Origin of the sequence: Providencia lanzhouensis, assembly GCF_050469745.1 — a bacterium.
In the GTDB taxonomy this organism is placed as follows: domain Bacteria; phylum Pseudomonadota; class Gammaproteobacteria; order Enterobacterales; family Enterobacteriaceae; genus Providencia; species Providencia lanzhouensis.
On sequence record NZ_CP174123.1, the window covers coordinates 3775462 to 3791314 of the forward strand.

The 15853-nt window shown below is 45.7% G+C and carries 20 protein-coding genes; 14 read left to right on the forward strand and 6 right to left on the reverse strand.

The features are described from left to right. Positions 1-79: 79 nt before the first annotated feature. From ACIH2S_RS17590 to ACIH2S_RS17600, 3 genes are read left to right on the forward strand one after another with little or no spacing between them, the layout of a single operon-like run. Positions 80-583, forward strand: a complete 504-nt coding sequence (locus tag ACIH2S_RS17590) for a GNAT family N-acetyltransferase (RefSeq protein WP_036949147.1) — start codon at positions 80-82, stop codon at positions 581-583. 32 nt (positions 584-615) lie between these two features. Beyond that, positions 616-1386, forward strand: coding sequence for a class I SAM-dependent methyltransferase (locus ACIH2S_RS17595; RefSeq protein ID WP_108478844.1), 771 nt, complete (start codon positions 616-618; stop codon positions 1384-1386). Then, positions 1383-2033 (forward strand): GNAT family N-acetyltransferase, encoded by a 651-nt coding sequence (locus ACIH2S_RS17600; RefSeq protein WP_430247820.1) that lies wholly within the window; start codon positions 1383-1385, stop codon positions 2031-2033. The genes ACIH2S_RS17595 and ACIH2S_RS17600 overlap by 4 nt, the downstream gene beginning before the upstream one ends. Before the next feature lie 94 nt (positions 2034-2127). Here ACIH2S_RS17600 and rraB read toward each other — a convergent pair whose 3' ends face one another. Continuing rightward, positions 2128-2550: a ribonuclease E inhibitor RraB gene (gene rraB / locus ACIH2S_RS17605; RefSeq protein WP_036949139.1), complete on the reverse strand. Its 423-nt coding sequence runs from the start codon at positions 2548-2550 to the stop codon at positions 2128-2130. 162 nt (positions 2551-2712) lie between these two features. On the opposite strand from rraB, the gene argF reads away from it, so the two are divergent. After that, positions 2713-3738, forward strand: a complete 1026-nt coding sequence (argF, locus tag ACIH2S_RS17610) for an ornithine carbamoyltransferase (RefSeq protein ID WP_036949137.1) — start codon at positions 2713-2715, stop codon at positions 3736-3738. 57 nt (positions 3739-3795) lie between these two features. Here argF and phnX read toward each other — a convergent pair whose 3' ends face one another. Next, positions 3796-4605: a phosphonoacetaldehyde hydrolase gene (phnX, locus tag ACIH2S_RS17615; RefSeq protein ID WP_108478842.1), complete on the reverse strand. Its 810-nt coding sequence runs from the start codon at positions 4603-4605 to the stop codon at positions 3796-3798. Between the two features lie 2 nt (positions 4606-4607). Further along, the gene (gene phnW, locus ACIH2S_RS17620) at positions 4608-5717 is read right to left on the reverse strand and encodes a 2-aminoethylphosphonate--pyruvate transaminase (protein WP_108478841.1); all 1110 of its coding nucleotides are present in this window, start codon (positions 5715-5717) and stop codon (positions 4608-4610) included. A 150-nt stretch (positions 5718-5867) separates the two neighbouring features. On the opposite strand from phnW, the gene phnR reads away from it, so the two are divergent. From phnR to phnV, 5 genes are all read left to right on the forward strand, one after another. Beyond that, positions 5868-6575, forward strand: coding sequence for a phosphonate utilization transcriptional regulator PhnR (phnR, locus tag ACIH2S_RS17625; RefSeq protein ID WP_321146323.1), 708 nt, complete (start codon positions 5868-5870; stop codon positions 6573-6575). A 135-nt stretch (positions 6576-6710) separates the two neighbouring features. Beyond that, a complete protein-coding gene (gene phnS, locus ACIH2S_RS17630) occupies positions 6711-7724 on the forward strand; it encodes a 2-aminoethylphosphonate ABC transporter substrate-binding protein (RefSeq protein ID WP_154610100.1) in 1014 nt (337 codons plus the stop codon). A 7-nt stretch (positions 7725-7731) separates the two neighbouring features. Then, positions 7732-8841 (forward strand): 2-aminoethylphosphonate ABC transport system ATP-binding subunit PhnT, encoded by a 1110-nt coding sequence (gene phnT / locus ACIH2S_RS17635; protein WP_108478839.1) that lies wholly within the window; start codon positions 7732-7734, stop codon positions 8839-8841. A gap of 1 nt (position 8842) precedes the next feature. Then, positions 8843-9703, forward strand: coding sequence for a 2-aminoethylphosphonate ABC transporter permease subunit (gene phnU / locus ACIH2S_RS17640; RefSeq protein WP_108478838.1), 861 nt, complete (start codon positions 8843-8845; stop codon positions 9701-9703). Positions 9704-9705: 2 nt separating this feature from the next. After that, entirely contained in the window at positions 9706-10503 is a 798-nt protein-coding gene (phnV, locus tag ACIH2S_RS17645; RefSeq protein WP_270103734.1) for a 2-aminoethylphosphonate ABC transport system, membrane component PhnV, read from the forward strand. 89 nt (positions 10504-10592) lie between these two features. Here the strand turns inward: phnV and ACIH2S_RS17650 are convergent, their stop codons facing one another. Continuing rightward, on the reverse strand, positions 10593-11012 hold the full coding sequence (locus ACIH2S_RS17650; protein ID WP_036949118.1) for a type II toxin-antitoxin system VapC family toxin: 420 nt from the start codon (positions 11010-11012) through the stop codon (positions 10593-10595). Further along, positions 11009-11242, reverse strand: a complete 234-nt coding sequence (vapB, locus tag ACIH2S_RS17655) for a type II toxin-antitoxin system VapB family antitoxin (RefSeq protein WP_036949116.1) — start codon at positions 11240-11242, stop codon at positions 11009-11011. The genes ACIH2S_RS17650 and vapB overlap by 4 nt, the downstream gene beginning before the upstream one ends. Positions 11243-11405: 163 nt before the next feature. Here vapB and ACIH2S_RS17660 point away from each other — a divergent pair, with 163 nt between their 5' ends. The 5 genes from ACIH2S_RS17660 (at position 11406) to ACIH2S_RS17680 (ending at position 14882) form a co-directional block, all read left to right on the forward strand. Next, positions 11406-11555, forward strand: coding sequence for a hypothetical protein (locus ACIH2S_RS17660; RefSeq protein WP_165906943.1), 150 nt, complete (start codon positions 11406-11408; stop codon positions 11553-11555). 15 nt (positions 11556-11570) lie between these two features. Beyond that, the gene (pyrB, locus tag ACIH2S_RS17665; RefSeq protein ID WP_036949114.1) at positions 11571-12506 is read left to right on the forward strand and encodes an aspartate carbamoyltransferase; all 936 of its coding nucleotides are present in this window, start codon (positions 11571-11573) and stop codon (positions 12504-12506) included. 10 nt (positions 12507-12516) lie between these two features. After that, the gene (gene pyrI, locus ACIH2S_RS17670) at positions 12517-12981 is read left to right on the forward strand and encodes an aspartate carbamoyltransferase regulatory subunit (RefSeq protein WP_108478835.1); all 465 of its coding nucleotides are present in this window, start codon (positions 12517-12519) and stop codon (positions 12979-12981) included. A 92-nt stretch (positions 12982-13073) separates the two neighbouring features. After that, complete coding sequence (gene ridA, locus ACIH2S_RS17675) at positions 13074-13460, forward strand: 2-iminobutanoate/2-iminopropanoate deaminase (protein ID WP_108478834.1); 387 nt, start codon at positions 13074-13076, stop codon at positions 13458-13460. Positions 13461-13700: 240 nt separating this feature from the next. Continuing rightward, on the forward strand, positions 13701-14882 hold the full coding sequence (locus ACIH2S_RS17680; protein ID WP_108478833.1) for an MFS transporter: 1182 nt from the start codon (positions 13701-13703) through the stop codon (positions 14880-14882). Here the strand turns inward: ACIH2S_RS17680 and ACIH2S_RS17685 are convergent. Next, the gene (locus ACIH2S_RS17685) at positions 14875-15840 is read right to left on the reverse strand and encodes a LysR family transcriptional regulator (protein WP_320205281.1); all 966 of its coding nucleotides are present in this window, start codon (positions 15838-15840) and stop codon (positions 14875-14877) included. The two genes, ACIH2S_RS17680 and ACIH2S_RS17685, sit on opposite strands and share 8 nt — an antisense overlap. Positions 15841-15853 lie beyond the last annotated feature (13 nt).

Here is a 15853-nt window from a genome sequence, read left to right on the forward strand (position 1 = left end):
ATGCTCAATATCATAATTATTGCACCAGCAAATGATGCAATTAAAAATATAAATAATGCAAATAAAAAGAGATATTCTTATGACAACAAGCACAACCTCAACTGTTCAAGTTCGTTTAATTCAACCTCAAGACAATCCAGGGATCGCCGCTGTTATTCGTGAAGTTTCCGCTGAACATGGGCTCACTGCCGATAAAGGTTTTGCGGTCGCGGATCCTATTTTAGATACGTTGTATGAAGTGTATAGCAAGCCACGTAGCGCGTACTGGGTGGTGGAAATGGACGGTAACGTGGTTGGCGGTGGCGGCATTTCACAAGTCGCTGGTGGTGATGAACATACTGCTGAATTACAAAAAATGTATCTCTCTTCTGTGCTGCGCGGAAAGGGTTTAGCCAAGCAAATCGTTTTAATGTCTTTAGAATTTGCTAAGCAGCAAGGCTATACCCGCTGTTACTTAGAAACCACCAAAGAGCTACAAGCCGCCATTAAACTGTATGAAAAACTGGGCTTCGATTTTATCGACGAACCATTAGGCAATACTGGCCATAGTGACTGCGAAATTCGCATGCTAAAAGCGCTGTAGTCCCCGCTCCCAATAAAAGGATACTGTAGCTAATGATCTCACAGTATGAAGACGCCCTTTATGAAGATCCTAAGCTCGCTCGCTTCTATGATTTAGATAACAGCTTGCAGCGGGCAGACTACGCGGCATACCTTCAGCTAGCCTCTTCAGCGTCTCATATTTTGGATTTAGGCTGCGGTACTGGCACGTTACTCACCGCCATTGCGGAGCAATATCCACACACCACGTTGGTCGGTGTCGATCCCGCGCAAGCGATGTTGGATATTGCTCAACAAAAAACCAATCACGTTCGTTGGGTGAACAGCACGGCTGAGGCGCTCTGTCTGGACATAAAATTTGATTTGATCATTTTATCTGGTCACGCCTTTCAGGTTTTTTTGACTCAAGAACAGCGTATTGCCGCATTGCAAACCATGCAGCGACATCTCACCGCCGATGGCACGATTGTATTTGATAGCCGCAATCCCACGGTTGAAGAGTGGAGAGAGTGGACACCTGAATTATCTCGTGAATCACTCTCGACCCAAGAATTTGGCGAAATCATTCTTTGGAATGATGTTGCCGAACAAAATGGCATTGTTCGCTATCAAACATTCTACCAACAAGGTGAGAGTGGCTCGATATTCCGCGCTGAATCGGATATTGCCTTTCCGACACTCAGCGACATTACTCAGACCCTTGAATCTTGCGATTTAAAGATTCGTCATCTCTATGGCGACTGGCAACTCAATGCTTTTCAAGAGAACTCCCCTGAGATGATATTTACGCTTGAGCACACAGACCCTTTATTGGTGAAATCATGATGATGAACTCAATGATCAATAACGAGCCGCTCGTCATTGAACCTTTAGAGGAAGCAAACATTGATAGTGCTAACACGCTATTTTATGAAGCCTTTTCTTCTAAATTTAAAACCATTCACGATATGCCAGAAGCCCAGCGTCAGGGGGTGTTATCTCTATTTTGGCAACGCGGTCTGAGTGACCCCTATGATAGACACTTTCAGGTTAAATTAAATGGCAAGCTAGTCGCCGTTTATGGCATGACTTACGGCGTAAAACGCATTCAAGAACAAGCACCTACCCCCGTGCCATTAATACAGATTCTGCGTAAAGCAGGTTTTTTCCGCTTTATGAAAATTTGGCGCATTTTCCAGTTATTTGTACACAAACCAAGAGCAGACACTGCCTATCTTTCTTACTTATGTGTCGATAATAAGTTGCGAGCTATGGGAATTGGTAATCGCGTGTTAGATCACATTGAAACCCAAGCAGCCGCAGATCCCAAGCTCACCCGAGTTTCTTTGTATGTATCTGATTTGAATACCAAGGCAAGAGAGCTTTATTTGCGCCGTGGCTATATCGATGAAAAGTATGAAACCTCTCGCACGACATTACGCTATATGGATATTTACGGCTGGCACTATATGGTGAAAGAGTTAGCATCTTGATATAAAACAAAAAAGCACTGACGATATTCTCAATCAGTGCTTTCTTATCTTTCAATTCAGCGATATTACCCGCTATTGAAATTTGAAAAATCAATTAGTGAACGCGATTTTCGGACTCATCGTCCCCTTCGTCGTCGCCGTCTTCATCATCATATTCTGCGTCTGGATCTTCAAAATAGGTGCCCCAACCATCGTAGTTCACACCGATTTTTTCTGCTAATTTCATTAACTGCTCAACTTGCGCGTCGATCAATTCTGCATTTAACGCACTTTCGCTGATCACATCGCAACACATCAAGGTTTCACCGGTTTCAATTTCCAGTTCTTCCGCATCAGTCACTTCATAACCCAGTTTGAATGCTTCAACAGCCGCTTTTTCTAACAATTCAAAATTGTCCGCAGAGAAGTGATGCTCAATCGCGTACAGCGCATCAGGATCACTTCCATCTTCCAGTAACTCTTCAATGATCAGGCGAGTTTCTTCGTACTGCGCATCAAATTCAGCTTTATCTACCATCTCCACACCCCTTGTTCCGTGGTATTAGTCTCCGGCTCATTCTCCCATAGGGTCGAGGGTGAAACCATACCTAATAAAATAATTTCTTTTGCATGAGGGGTTGATTTTGAATTTTTATGAATATAAATTGAATATTAATTCAATTATAAAAGGCTGTGATTTATGAACTCCCTACATGGAAAGCATTTTTTAAGACTATTGGATTTTACCTCTAACGATATTCATGCATTATTAAAACTCTCCGCTTGGCTAAAATTAGCCAAAAAATCTGGCACTGAGCCACCTTTATTATCGGGTAAGAATTTTGCGCTGATCTTCGAGAAAGATTCAACACGGACGCGCTGTGCATTTGAAGTGGGTGCTTTCGATCAAGGGGCGAGAGTCACCTATCTTGGACCATCAGGCAGCCAGATTGGGCACAAAGAGACCATGAAAGATACCGCCAGAGTGCTGGGGCGGATGTACGATGGTGTGCAATATCGGGGTTACGCGCAAAGCACCGTCGAAACATTAGCGCAGCATGCGGGAGTGCCTGTCTGGAATGGATTAACTAACGAATTCCATCCCACACAGTTATTAGCCGATTTGCTTACCATTCAAGAACATAAGCCCAACACACCGCTTTCTGACATCAAATTCGCCTACCTCGGGGATGCGCGTAACAATATGGGAAATTCGATGCTAGAAGCCGCCGCCCTCACGGGGATGGAGCTGCGTTTAGTGGCACCAAAAAGCTGTTGGCCAGAGGCTGAATTAATTGAAGAGTGCCAGAAAATAGCCAAAACCACCGGCGGAAAAATTATTCTGACTGAAAACGTGGCTGAAGGCGTTAAAGACGCTGATTTTCTGTATACCGATGTCTGGGTTTCGATGGGAGAACCGAAGGAAGTGTGGGCTCAGCGCATTGCCTTAATGAAACCGTACCAAGTGAATATGGACGTGGTCAAACTAACTGGCAACCCAGAGGTGAAATTCTTACACTGCCTGCCAGCATTTCATAATGAAGACACCACATTAGGCGCTCAGCTTGCCAAAGAGTTTAATCTTTATGGCGGGCTGGAAGTGACGGAAGAGGTGTTTGAATCCCCTTACAGTATCGTTTTCGACCAAGCGGAAAACCGCCTGCACACCATTAAAGCGGTAATGGTAGCGACAATTGCGCCTGAATTACCGATAAATATATTCTAAATCTACCGACCAAGTAGACCCCCTACTTGGTCAGTTTGAATGGAGACTTAAGTCTCGCTACGGTCTTTCACCGTTTGCTAATCTCACGTTGATTTCGTCAATCACACGAGGAAGATCTGCTAACGTATCAATCACATAATGCGCACCAGCCGCATACAGTTTGTCCGCGGCTTGCTGGCGTAATGGGGAAATTTCTTCTTGGCTCATACCTTGATATTCATCCCATGTTTTACCAAATTCATTACCCGAAATAGCCAGACCAATACTCCACATTCCCGCATTACGTCCCTCTTCAATGCCCGGCACTGCATCATCCACCTTCACACAATGGGAGACGGAATTGACCGACAGTTCAATCACATTTTGCAGCGCCATCCACGGACCCGGACGTCCGCCAGCCGCGAGATCATCACTGGCAATCCAATAATCGGGCTGATAACCCAATTTCGCGGCTGCCGGAACCAACTTTTCCATCACCGCTCTTGGATAACCCGAACAAGAACCTATTTTGATCCTCTGCTCACGCAGCGTTGCAATCGTGCTGACAACTCCGTCGATTGGCGCTGCAAAATCGACAACTTTGGCAATCTGTAACGGCATAAACGTTTGGTAGATAGCATCGATATCTTCGCTGGTCATTGAGCGTCCAAACTTTGCCTGCCACATGGCATCAATTTCTGGTAATTTTCCCAACGCTTCAATATGTTGCCATTTTCCTAACCCCATAGGGATGCGGGCTTGTGCCAGTGTAATATCCATATCAAACGCGATTTTAAATGCTTCGATAAAAATTTGCGTCGGTGCAAAAGAACCAAAATCCACCGTCGTTCCTGCCCAATCCAAAATAACAGCTTCAATACGGTTCATGATTAATCCTTATTTTTCCAATACATCGCATTCTTAATTGCCACCAACAGCGCATCAATATTGTGCGGGTACACTTCCCCTATATTGCCAATACGGAAACAATCACTCTTTGAGACTTTCCCCGGATAGATCACAAACCCTTGGGCTTTGAGCTGCTGATAAAATTGGTTAAATTGATAATCTTCGGCATCTGGCGAATAAAATGCCGTGATAATCGGCGATTGTTGACTATCGTCTAATAATGTACGAAATCCTAACTGGCGCATGCCTTCCACCAGCTTGCGCTGATTTTGCTGATAACGCTGGAAACGGGCGCTCACTCCACCTTCTTGAGCTAGCTCTTTCAGCGCTTGAGCGAAAGCCAGCACCGTGTGTGTTGGGGAAGTAAAGCGCCATTTCCCATGAAATTGCTCCATGCAGCGCCATTGTGCATACAGGTCAAGGGATAAAGAACACGAGCGTCCTGCACATTTTTCCAGTTCACTGGTACGCGCTATCACAAACCCAAACCCCGGAACCCCTTGGATACATTTGTTGGCCGAGCTGATCAGAAAATCAATATTCAGTGCCCCCACATCCAGTGGGATCCCCCCGAAACTGCTCATCGCATCCACGATATAGCGTTTTTGATAGCGCTTGGCTAATACCGCCACTTGCTCTATCGGGTTTAAAATACCGGTGGTGGTTTCACAGTGCACCATCGCAATATGGCTGATTTGGCTATCTTGCTGTAGAAGCTGCTCAATCACTGCCACATCGGGCTTAGCCACTTCACCGCAATCATAAACATGGTGTGAAATGCCCATTAACTGCGCCATTTCTGCCATTCGCGCCCCATAAGCGCCATTGCTGACAATCAGGATTTTATCTTGTGGTGCGAGTACCGATCCCAGCACCGCTTCCACGGCGTAGCTCCCACTCCCTTGGAGTAATACGCTGGTATACCCCGTTTGGATTGTCGCTAATTCAACTAGCTGTTGGCGAATACGTTGCACTACCTCTAAGTTGTAATCATCGTCCCATGTGCAGCTATCAAACAGCATCGCCTCTTTCACGGTTTGCGACGTGGTCAAAGGTCCTGGTGTTAACAGCAGATATTGATTCATTGTCATTTAAATTCACCATTGGTCTATACCAGATTGATATTATAATGACGGCAGATGAACAAGAAGGTCAAAGGAAAAGACGCCCTGCAACAAAAAATTCATATTGGCGTGTATAATGGATAAAAAATTTTACAACAAAAAACGGATACATTATCGATGGATGAACAGCCACAGTACCTTCTTATCAAAGCTCAATTACAAGCAAGAATTCAGAGCGGCGCGCTGAAAAGTGGCGATAAACTGCCCTCTGAGCGCGAACTGTGTGCCATCTTCAATACCACCCGCGTCACTATTCGAGAAAGCTTGGCACAACTGGAATCCAGCGGTGCTATTTACCGTTCCGAGCGTCGTGGCTGGTTTGTGACTCCCGAGCGTTTATGGCTCGATCCAACGCAAAATACCAACTTTCATAAGCTATGTTTAGAGCAAGGCCGCCAGCCCAAAACCAAGCTGTTAGAGGGGAAAGTCATCACCGTGCCTGTCGAAGCCATGACGCCACTGCAATTGCAGCCTTTCGAACAAATCTACCTACTCACTCGCCTGCGTTATGCAGACGATCGCCCCGTCTGCTACAGTGAAAACCACTGTCTTCCCGCTCGCGTACCTGAGCTATTAAGCCATGATTTGAATGGCAGCCTCACCGAAGTGTATGAGCAGCAATATGATTTGATTTACACCAGCATGCACTTATCGTTTTATCCCACAGCCATGCCACCGCAGGCGGCCAGCGCATTAGGGGTTGCAGTCGGGCGCCCAGCCCTGCTATTGCAACGTTTAAACTACGATCAACACGGGCGAATTCTGGATTATGATGTGGAATATTGGCGTCATGATAGCCTACGCATCGAGGTCGATACCCTCTAACTTCCACTTCAAAAATAAATTTTTGCTTTCTCGGTAGATTTCATTTTTCTGTCACATAAACCCGTTAGCGTAAAAACACTGGTATATACCAGATAACTTTAACGACTAACTGGAGAACTGGAGATGAAACGTAAAATGAAGCCTACCCCTCTTGCTGTGTTACTCCTTGCCGCCCTAGGCTCTACCTCGATTTTTGCCGCCCCTGTCGTCACGGTTTACTCCGCAGATGGTCTTCATGATGGCAATAACAGCTGGTATCAAGCGCAGTTTGATGCTTTTACCCAGCAAACAGGGATTAAAGTGCAGTACGTCGAAGGCGGCTCCGGTGCTATCGTTGAGCGTTTAGCCAAAGAACGCACTAACCCACAAGCGGATGTGCTCGTCACTGTTCCCCCGTTTATCCAACGTGCCGCTAAAACCGAATTACTGGCAAAATTCACACCGGATGCCGCGGTAAGTATTCCTAACTCAACGGAGTACTACACCCCCATCGTGAATAACTACCTGACCTTTATCTATAACGACAAACTGCTCAAAGCTCCACCAGCAACGTGGAATGAACTCCTCGACGCCCGTTTTAAAAATAAACTGCAATATTCCACACCGGGACAAGCGGGAGATGGTACCGCCGTCATGTTGCAAGTGTTCCATAGCTTCGGTGGCAAAGAGGCCGGTTTTGATTACCTCGGTAAGTTACAAGCCAACAACGTCGGCCCATCCGCCTCAACAGGGAAATTAACTGCGTTAGTGAACAAAGGTGAGCTGTACGTCGCCAACGGCGATTTGCAGATGAACCTTTCCCAAATGGAACGCAATCCGAACGTGAAAATCTTTTGGCCAGCCGATGAAAAAGGCGAACGCAGCGCGCTGGTTCTGCCTTATGTGGTTGGTTTAGTCAATAACGGTCCTGAAACTGAAAATGGCAAAAAGCTGATTAACTTTCTGTTAGACAAACAAGCCCAAAGCCACGTTAGCGAACTGTCATGGGGAATGCCGGTACGCTCAGATTTGACGCCAAACGATCCGCAATTCCATAAAGCCACTGAAATCCTCAAAGGCGTCAAAACATGGCAACCGAATTGGGACGATGTTGAAGTGTCTCTTTCGAACGATATTACCCGTTGGCACAAAGTGACTGAAAGCGAGTAAATGAGTTATGTTGATGAAAAGAAAGATAGAAACACCAAGCCAGCGCGCTGACCATTCAGGTATTGTACTGGAATCTCTGCGGGTTTCTTACCATAATAATGTGGTACTCAAGCCGTTATCTCTGACCATCGAACCTGGCGAAATACTAGTGTTGATTGGCCCTTCAGGCTCCGGTAAAACCACCGTGTTACGGTCAATTGCAGGCTTTGCACAACCGGATAGTGGACGCATTTTAATGGGTGATACGGACATCACCCACCTTCCTCCATATCAACGGGGGCTGGGCATGGTAGTACAAAACTATGCCCTCTTCCCCCATATGAAAGTGGAAGATAATGTTGCTTTTGGCTTACGCGCCCAAAAACAGCCTAAAGCGCTGATCAAAGAGCGAGTGGCAGAGGCATTAAACATTGTCGGTATGAGCGACTATGCCTCCCGCTACCCGCATCAGTTATCCGGTGGACAGCAGCAGCGTGTTGCCATCGCCCGCGCTATAGCTGTTCGCCCACGAGTACTTTTACTCGATGAGCCGTTATCTGCCCTCGATGCGCAAATTCGCCATAATATGGTGGAAGAGATTGCAAGGCTGCACCGCGAATTACCTGAGCTGACCATTTTGTACGTCACCCATGACCAAACTGAAGCGCTCGCCTTAGGGGATAAAATTGGCATCATGAAAGATGGCTATTTGGTGGCACACGGAGAGAAAAATGACCTATACCATCGCCCACCTAACCGCTTTGCCGCCGAGTTTTTAGGTCGTGCCAATATTCTGTCGGCAACTGCCTTGGGCTTTTCCTCCATGCCTTCCCAAGTCAGTGTGAGCTGTGGCGGTACGCTTATTGAAGCGCAAACTCAAGGAATGCAGCACAATAGCCGCAAATTAATCTGTATTCGCCCGCAACATATTAGCCTCACCCCACGAGCAGATACCTCAAACCAGTTACACGCCACCTTACAATCTATCCGCTGGCAGGGGGATATTACCCATTTATTGTGTGATGTGGCTGGGGAAAAGGTGACGGTTGCTGTCACCCATTTATCCCCGTTACCGCAAGCCGGAGATAAACTCACGCTGTGGTTTTCTCCCTCCGATACTGTGTTGATTGAGGAATAATATGTCGGCTATCAACCTGTCTAAGCCATCATCCATAAACCTAAAACCGTTTTATTGGATAGCGCCACCGCTGCTCGTTTTAGCGACGTTATTTTTCTACCCGCTGATGCTGATTGGCGAGCAAGCCATTCAAAGCCCCACTGGTGGCGTAAGCTTAGAAACATTCTGGCAAGTAATTGAATCTCGTCGGTTTATTAGCGGGCTATTTAATACGCTACAAATTGCCTTTTTTGCCACTCTCGGTTGCTTGGTGCTTGGCTCGGTTCTATCCCTGATTTTGGTATTTATTCCTTTTCCTGGAAGCCGTTTTATTACCCAAGTCATTGATACCTTTATCGCACTCCCGACTTTTTTGATCACTCTCGCGTTTACCTTTATTTATGGTTCGGCGGGGTTACTTAATGGCACATTAATGGCGCTGTTTGATTTTGAACTGCCCCCCGTGGACTTTTTGTACTCGATTAATGGCGTGATTTTGGCGGAGATCACCGTCTTTACTCCGCTCGTGATGCGCCCTCTTATGGCGGCACTACGCCAAATCGATAAAAGCCAGTTAGAAGCCGCCAGCATTTTAGGGGCGCCCCCTGCCCGCGTGATCAGCCAAGTGATTTTTCCGGCGGCACTTCCTGCATTACTCGCAGGTGGCAGCTTATGTTTGCTTCTGACCACCAACGAATTTGGCATCGTGCTGTTTATTGGGGCAAAAGGGGTGAATACCTTGCCGATGATGGTCTACAGCAAAGCGATTCTAGAATCTGATTACAGCGTCGCGTGCATGATAGCGCTAATTAATATTCTGCTGTCTGTGGGGCTATTTAGCCTATATCGCATGGCAACAACCCGTTTCGGAGTGAAAAAATAACCATGTTAATTTGGTCTAAAACTGGGCGAGCCATTTCAACCGCCATCGCCATCACGCTGTTTTCTTGCTTGTTTTTGCTGCCATTAGTGATGATTTTAATGTCCAGCTTTAGCCGACAATGGAACGGTATTTTACCCTCCGGTTTTACCTTCGAACATTTTGTGAATGCGTTTCAAGGACCTGCATGGGAAGCAATTCTATCCAGCCTGATTATTGGCTTTTGTGCCAGTCTGTTTGCACTATTTTGCGGTTTGTGGGCAGCCCTAGCCTTACGCCGCCATAGTGCCAGAGTACAAAAATATCTGGGTATCGCGTTCTATTTACCGAGTGCCATTCCATCGGTTTCAATTGGATTGGGGATCTTAGTGGCATTTAGCCAAGGCTATTTGCAGATGAACGGCACCTTCTGGATTGTTTTTTCCGCCCATTTTGTTCTGATTTCAGCGTTCACCTTCAGCAATGTCTCTACAGGATTAACCCGCATTTCTGCGGACATTGAGAATGTGGCATTCAGTTTAGGCGCTTCCCCGTGGTATCGCCTGTGCCATATCACCCTACCGCTGTTGATGCCGTGGATGATTTCCGCTGTAGCCTTGAGCCTGTCTTTGTCCCTCGGCGAGTTGGGTGCCACCATGATGCTGTATCCCCCAGGCTGGGCAACATTGCCAGTGTCAATTTTCAGCCTTACCGACCGCGGAAATATTGCCGACGGCTCCGCACTGACTATTGTCCTAGTCGCGATCACACTACTGTTGATGATGAAATTGGAGAGAGTGGCAAAGAGATTGGGGCAGAGGTAAGTAGCGAAAAGATAATATAAAAACAAAGCCCTAAATGGGCTTTATAAACGTAATGGCTATATCCAATAAATTAAACACTAATTTAATAATTATGGCTGCAACCAATCTTCTAGTTTCAATCCCAAAACTCGAGAAAACTCTCGGGTATTGTTAGTTACCAATATAGAGTTAGTTGCTAATGCATGACCGGCTATTGCAGTGTCATTATTTCCAATAGGCGTTCCTGCTTCGGTTAATGCTTTCTTAATTGCAGTTGTTGCATCAATCGCATCTTTATCCCAAGCGAGAATCCCATCAAGACGCTCACAAAATGCATCGACTAAAAAATTATGCTTAGGCGAGGCTTTCTTACCTATTGCACCAAAGCGCATTTCTGAGTAAGTAATCGCAGATATAACAATAGAATGTCGATGCATAACACAATCTTGCAGTTTCTGTAGTAGATACATGGGTTGCTCTCTCATAATGAAAGAGCAAATATTGGTATCAAGCATGTAGAGTTTTGTCACAAAACTATCCTTCCATCTTCAATCACGTCTTCACGTTCAAGTAAGAAATCTTTGTCTGCTTTATCTTCATCTCTTAGTGATAGCCAATTAGGTTTAACTGGACGAAGAATAATACGATTCCCTTCACGACTAATCTCTAATTCATTTACACCTTCAAAATCAATATCTTTAGGTAAACGAACTGCGCGATTATTACCATTTTTAAATACAGCAACAATTTTAGTTACCATAATTCCTCCTTAAATGCCGAAAGAATAAACATATGTTGAGTATATGCCCACTCATACATATGTCAACATATGCTAAAAACAAAAAATTCCATTTTTCTGTTAGCAAACGCTTGCGTCATTGTGCCACACGCGTATAATGCGCCACAATTTGCCGGGAGAAACCATGAACGCTGCTGCTCTATTTTTGAAAGAGAACACCGACACCGCACTGCCATCACGCGGTCAGGACAGCCTGTTTTTCCCCGCCGTATTGATAAAAAAGCCCCTCATTGAGGGGCTTTTTTTTGGCCTACTAGATAGCAAGTCTTGCTGATACAGGAGAATCACGATGCCGAATCCGTTATATCACCGCGACATAATCTCAATTAACGATTTAGATAAAACTGACCTTGAATTAGTCCTTAAGGTGGCAGCTTCATTAAAACAGCAGCCTCAACCTGAGTTTCTGAAGCATAAAGTTATCGCCAGCTGTTTCTTCGAAGCATCGACGCGTACCCGTCTGTCATTCGAAACCGCCATTCATCGTTTAGGGGCATCTGTCGTCGGCTTCTCTGATAGCGCCAACACCTCATTAGGTAAGAAAGGCGAGACGCTTGCAGACACCATTTCCGTTATCAGCCAGTATGTTGATGCGATTGTGATGCGACACCCACAAGAAGGTGCCGCGCGTTTAGCTAGCCAGTTCTCAGGTTCCGTTCCGATTATCAACGCAGGGGATGGCTCTAACCAGCACCCTACCCAAACCCTGTTAGACCTGTTTACTATCCAAGAAACTCAAGGCCGCTTAGAGAACCTGAAAATCGCGATGGTCGGTGACCTGAAATATGGCAGAACGGTGCATTCACTGACTCAAGCGCTATCGAAGTTTGAAGGGAATCACTTCTACTTTATTTCCCCAGAAGTGCTGTCGATGCCAGCTCATATCCTGAATATTCTGGATGAAAAAGGTGCAACTTACAGCCTGCATAACAATGTCGATGAAGTGATCCCTGAAGTGGATATTCTGTATATGACTCGCGTTCAAAAAGAGCGCTTAGACCCATCAGAATATGCCAACGTTAAAGCACAATTTATTTTGCGCGCCCAAGACCTGCACAGCGCCAAAGATAACTTAAAAGTGCTGCACCCGCTTCCGCGTATCGATGAAATTACCGTGGATGTGGATAGCACCCCTTACGCTTATTACTTCCAGCAAGCAGGGAATGGGATCTACGCGCGCCAAGCGCTACTGTCTCTGGTATTAAATAAAGAACTGGCAATCTGAGGAGAAGACCATGACACACGACCATAAATTACAAGTTGAAGCCATCCGTTGCGGCACTGTCATCGACCATATCCCTGCTCAAATTGGGTTCAAATTACTGAAGCTGTTTAAGCTCACCAAAACCGATGAGCGCATCACTATCGGGTTGAATTTGCCCTCCAGCAATCTGGGCAAAAAAGACATTATCAAAATCGAAAATACCTTTTTAACCCCGGAACAAGCTAACCAGTTAGCGATGTATGCACCGGAAGCTACTGTTAATCGTATTGAAGATTATCAAGTGGTGGAAAAATTAGACCTAAAATTACCAGAGCAAATCGACAGCGTTCTGGTGTGCCCAAACAGCAATTGCATTAGCCATAATGAGCCGGTTTCCAGCAGTTTCCGCATTAAAAAACGCGCGAAACATGTGGCATTAACCTGCAAATTCTGTGAAAAAGAGTTCGATAGAGACGCCGTGATCAATAATCAGTAAGGTATTTAGGCGTAGACTGCGTCTTTGTGTGGATGCCGTTCCATGTCTATAATAGCGTCCAAACCCTTTTTTACGTGATAAACGGAGAAATTATGTCATACGAAATCAGCACCGAAAATGCACCAGCCGCTATTGGTCCTTACGTTCAAGGCGTCGATTTAGGCAGTATGGTTATGACTTCAGGTCAAATTCCTGTTGATCCAAAAACCGGTAATGTTCCTGAAGATATCGCAGCACAAACTCGTCAATCACTGGCGAACGTGAAAGCGATTTTAGAAAAAGCAGGTCTGGGCGTTGCCAACATCGTAAAAACGACCGTTTTTGTGAAAGATTTAAATGATTTCGGTACTGTTAACGCCACTTACGAAGAGTTTTTCAAACAACATAATGCGTCATTCCCTGCGCGTTCTTGCGTTGAAGTTGCGCGTCTGCCAAAAGATGTGAAAATCGAAATCGAAGCTATCGCAGTACGTAAATAGTTTTATTCAGTTTCAGATTGTCAGTCTGATAGCCTGCTAACCCATTGTCAGCAGGCTTTTTTTCATCATATAAAACTGCTCAACTAAAAATAGCAACCCGCTTTTAGGCTATTCTCTGTATCCCAAAATGCCCTTCTCTTTTTCTCGCTGTTTTGTCACGATAACCCTCGGGATATATCCGCAACATCACTTTATGACTTATTCAATTCAGGACAATGTTTAGCCCCTGCGGATACCTATATGCAAAATAAAATACGTTTATTACTGCTCAGCCTGTCACTGGCTGTGTTTGGCGTGATCACCACCGAAGTGGCGGTGATTGGTTTATTACCACAATTAACTCAGCAGCTTCATATCACAGCGCCACAAGTTGGTTTTCTCGTCAGTATCTACGCAGTGGTAGTGGCCATTTCAGGACCTTTTATCACGCTATTGCTTGGGCGTTTTAATCGCAAAACCGTTCTGTTGGTCATTATGATGCTATTTATTATCTCCAATAGTATTTATGCCCTCACCGAAAACTATCATATGATTTTGGTGTTTAGAGTTTTACCCGCACTGACCCATGCGATCTTTTTTGCCATCGCCCTAAACCTTGCAGCCAATGCCATGCCGCCCGAAAAATCGGCCAAGGGCGTGGCCATTGTGTTTTCCGGTGTCGCGGTGGGGATGGTTTTGGGATTACCCCTCAGTGCCTTTATTGCAGAAGCCTTTTCCCTGACTGCCGCCTTTTGGTTCGGCGCGTTAACCAGTTTGCTAGCATTTATGGGGATCGCCATTCATGTGCCGTCAACTCCCGTCACCACACCGCTGAAAGTCCGTGAACAAGTAGCGATTTTAAAACGTTTGCCTGTTTGGTTATGCATATTGACGGTGACACTGATTTTCAGCGCGATGTTCGCGAGTTTCAGTTATATCGCCGATTATCTTATCAAAATCACTGGATTTTCGAACAATGCGACCAGCACGCTACTGGTGGTGTTCGGCGTCAGCGGGTATATCGGTAACTTTATTTTTAGCCACTTTCTACAGCGCAGCCAAACTGCGACCACCTTGCGTTATCCCGTGTTATTCGGGGTGATTTATTTCGCGGTTTGGCTCTTTGGGCATCAGCCGATAGTGATGGTGGCGTTGGTGATTTTATGGGGGGCTTCCCATACATCCGGTTTAATCATCAGCCAAAGTTGGTTAATGAAAGAAGCCAATTCAGCCCCTGAGTTTGCCAATAGCCTGTATATTTCATTCTCAAATTTAGGGATCACCATTGGCACTATGATTGGAGGCTGGGCGATTTTATATGCAGGGGTTGCTGCCATTATTTGGGTGGGAATTGCGTTCTCTGTCCTGGCATTAATCAGCATTTGGGTAAAAGTGAAGCTAACCCATTCGGCGCCAGCACTCGCTTGCCATTCCCTTAATTAAATTGCCTTTCTTTTGCCGCCTTAAGCAACATATCAATCAAATAGCGTGTTTTTGGCGGCATACTACGCCCTTTCGGCCACAACAGATTAATCGGCGTTTCATAGCCTTCAGACTCTGGCAAAATGCGCTGTAATTGCTGGTTTTTCAGATAATCATCGACCAACCACAATGGTAACTGAGCAATCCCTTTTCCTTGAAGCACCGCTTGGAGCATCGCATCGCCATCAGCGAGTTCATAAAAAGGGCGTGGAGCATACTGGATGACAGTTCCTTCTTCACATAAGCGCCAATAGAAAGGTGCTCCTTGTCGGATCCCCACAATGCAGCGATGATTCTCCAGCTCTTGAAGATGCTGAGGCGCCCCGTATTTTTCAAGATACTTTGGCGATGCACACAGGACTTGGTTTTGTGTGGTTAACTGACGAGCCACAAGATGAGCGCTGTCGGGTAAAGGACCAATACGCACCATCAAATCCAAACCTTCCTCAAGGGCATCCACAAACTGCTCATTAAACGAAACGCTCAACATCAATTGGGGCTGCTCATCCATCAGTTGCATCAAAATAGGCATAATGCATTTACGCCCAAATGCGGCAGGAAGATCTAGGCGCAGCTTACCCATCAAGGTATGGGTATTCTCTTGAAGCTGCTGACCCGCTTTATCTAATAAATCCAGCGCAGCTGAACATTCGTGAAAGTAGCGTTCCCCTTCCGTCGTGAGCGAAATTCCCCGCGTGGTTCGGATTAATAGGCTAATACCCAAATGTTCTTCGAGCTTAGTGACACGCTTGCCGACGGCGGATTTGGTGATCCCTAAACGCTCTGCCGCTTCCGTGAAGCTCCCTGATTGAACCGTCGCTACAAATGCAGTAATACCGGTGAGTGAATGGATGGGGATCATAATGCGCTTTTTAACCTCATCAACTGCTAGCCTGCCGCTTTTTTTCAATTGATTCATTCTAGAGCAAATT

Bases quoted from the DNA above. Each gene is read 5' to 3' on its own strand.
- ACIH2S_RS17590 (WP_036949147.1), top strand. From the start codon at position 80: ATGACAACAAGCACAACCTCAACTGTTCAAGTTCGTTTAATTCAACCT.
- ACIH2S_RS17595 (WP_108478844.1), top strand. From the start codon at position 616: ATGATCTCACAGTATGAAGACGCCCTTTATGAAGATCCTAAGCTCGCT.
- ACIH2S_RS17600 (WP_430247820.1), top strand. From the start codon at position 1,383: ATGATGATGAACTCAATGATCAATAACGAGCCGCTCGTCATTGAACCT.
- rraB (WP_036949139.1), bottom strand. From the start codon at position 2,550: ATGGTAGATAAAGCTGAATTTGATGCGCAGTACGAAGAAACTCGCCTG.
- argF (WP_036949137.1), top strand. From the start codon at position 2,713: ATGAACTCCCTACATGGAAAGCATTTTTTAAGACTATTGGATTTTACC.
- phnX (WP_108478842.1), bottom strand. From the start codon at position 4,605: ATGAACCGTATTGAAGCTGTTATTTTGGATTGGGCAGGAACGACGGTG.
- phnW (WP_108478841.1), bottom strand. From the start codon at position 5,717: ATGACAATGAATCAATATCTGCTGTTAACACCAGGACCTTTGACCACG.
- phnR (WP_321146323.1), top strand. From the start codon at position 5,868: ATGGATGAACAGCCACAGTACCTTCTTATCAAAGCTCAATTACAAGCA.
- phnS (WP_154610100.1), top strand. From the start codon at position 6,711: ATGAAGCCTACCCCTCTTGCTGTGTTACTCCTTGCCGCCCTAGGCTCT.
- phnT (WP_108478839.1), top strand. From the start codon at position 7,732: ATGTTGATGAAAAGAAAGATAGAAACACCAAGCCAGCGCGCTGACCAT.
- phnU (WP_108478838.1), top strand. From the start codon at position 8,843: ATGTCGGCTATCAACCTGTCTAAGCCATCATCCATAAACCTAAAACCG.
- phnV (WP_270103734.1), top strand. From the start codon at position 9,706: ATGTTAATTTGGTCTAAAACTGGGCGAGCCATTTCAACCGCCATCGCC.
- vapB (WP_036949116.1), bottom strand. From the start codon at position 11,242: ATGGTAACTAAAATTGTTGCTGTATTTAAAAATGGTAATAATCGCGCA.
- ACIH2S_RS17660 (WP_165906943.1), top strand. From the start codon at position 11,406: ATGAACGCTGCTGCTCTATTTTTGAAAGAGAACACCGACACCGCACTG.
- pyrB (WP_036949114.1), top strand. From the start codon at position 11,571: ATGCCGAATCCGTTATATCACCGCGACATAATCTCAATTAACGATTTA.
- pyrI (WP_108478835.1), top strand. From the start codon at position 12,517: ATGACACACGACCATAAATTACAAGTTGAAGCCATCCGTTGCGGCACT.
- ridA (WP_108478834.1), top strand. From the start codon at position 13,074: ATGTCATACGAAATCAGCACCGAAAATGCACCAGCCGCTATTGGTCCT.
- ACIH2S_RS17680 (WP_108478833.1), top strand. From the start codon at position 13,701: ATGCAAAATAAAATACGTTTATTACTGCTCAGCCTGTCACTGGCTGTG.
- ACIH2S_RS17685 (WP_320205281.1), bottom strand. From the start codon at position 15,840: ATGAATCAATTGAAAAAAAGCGGCAGGCTAGCAGTTGATGAGGTTAAA.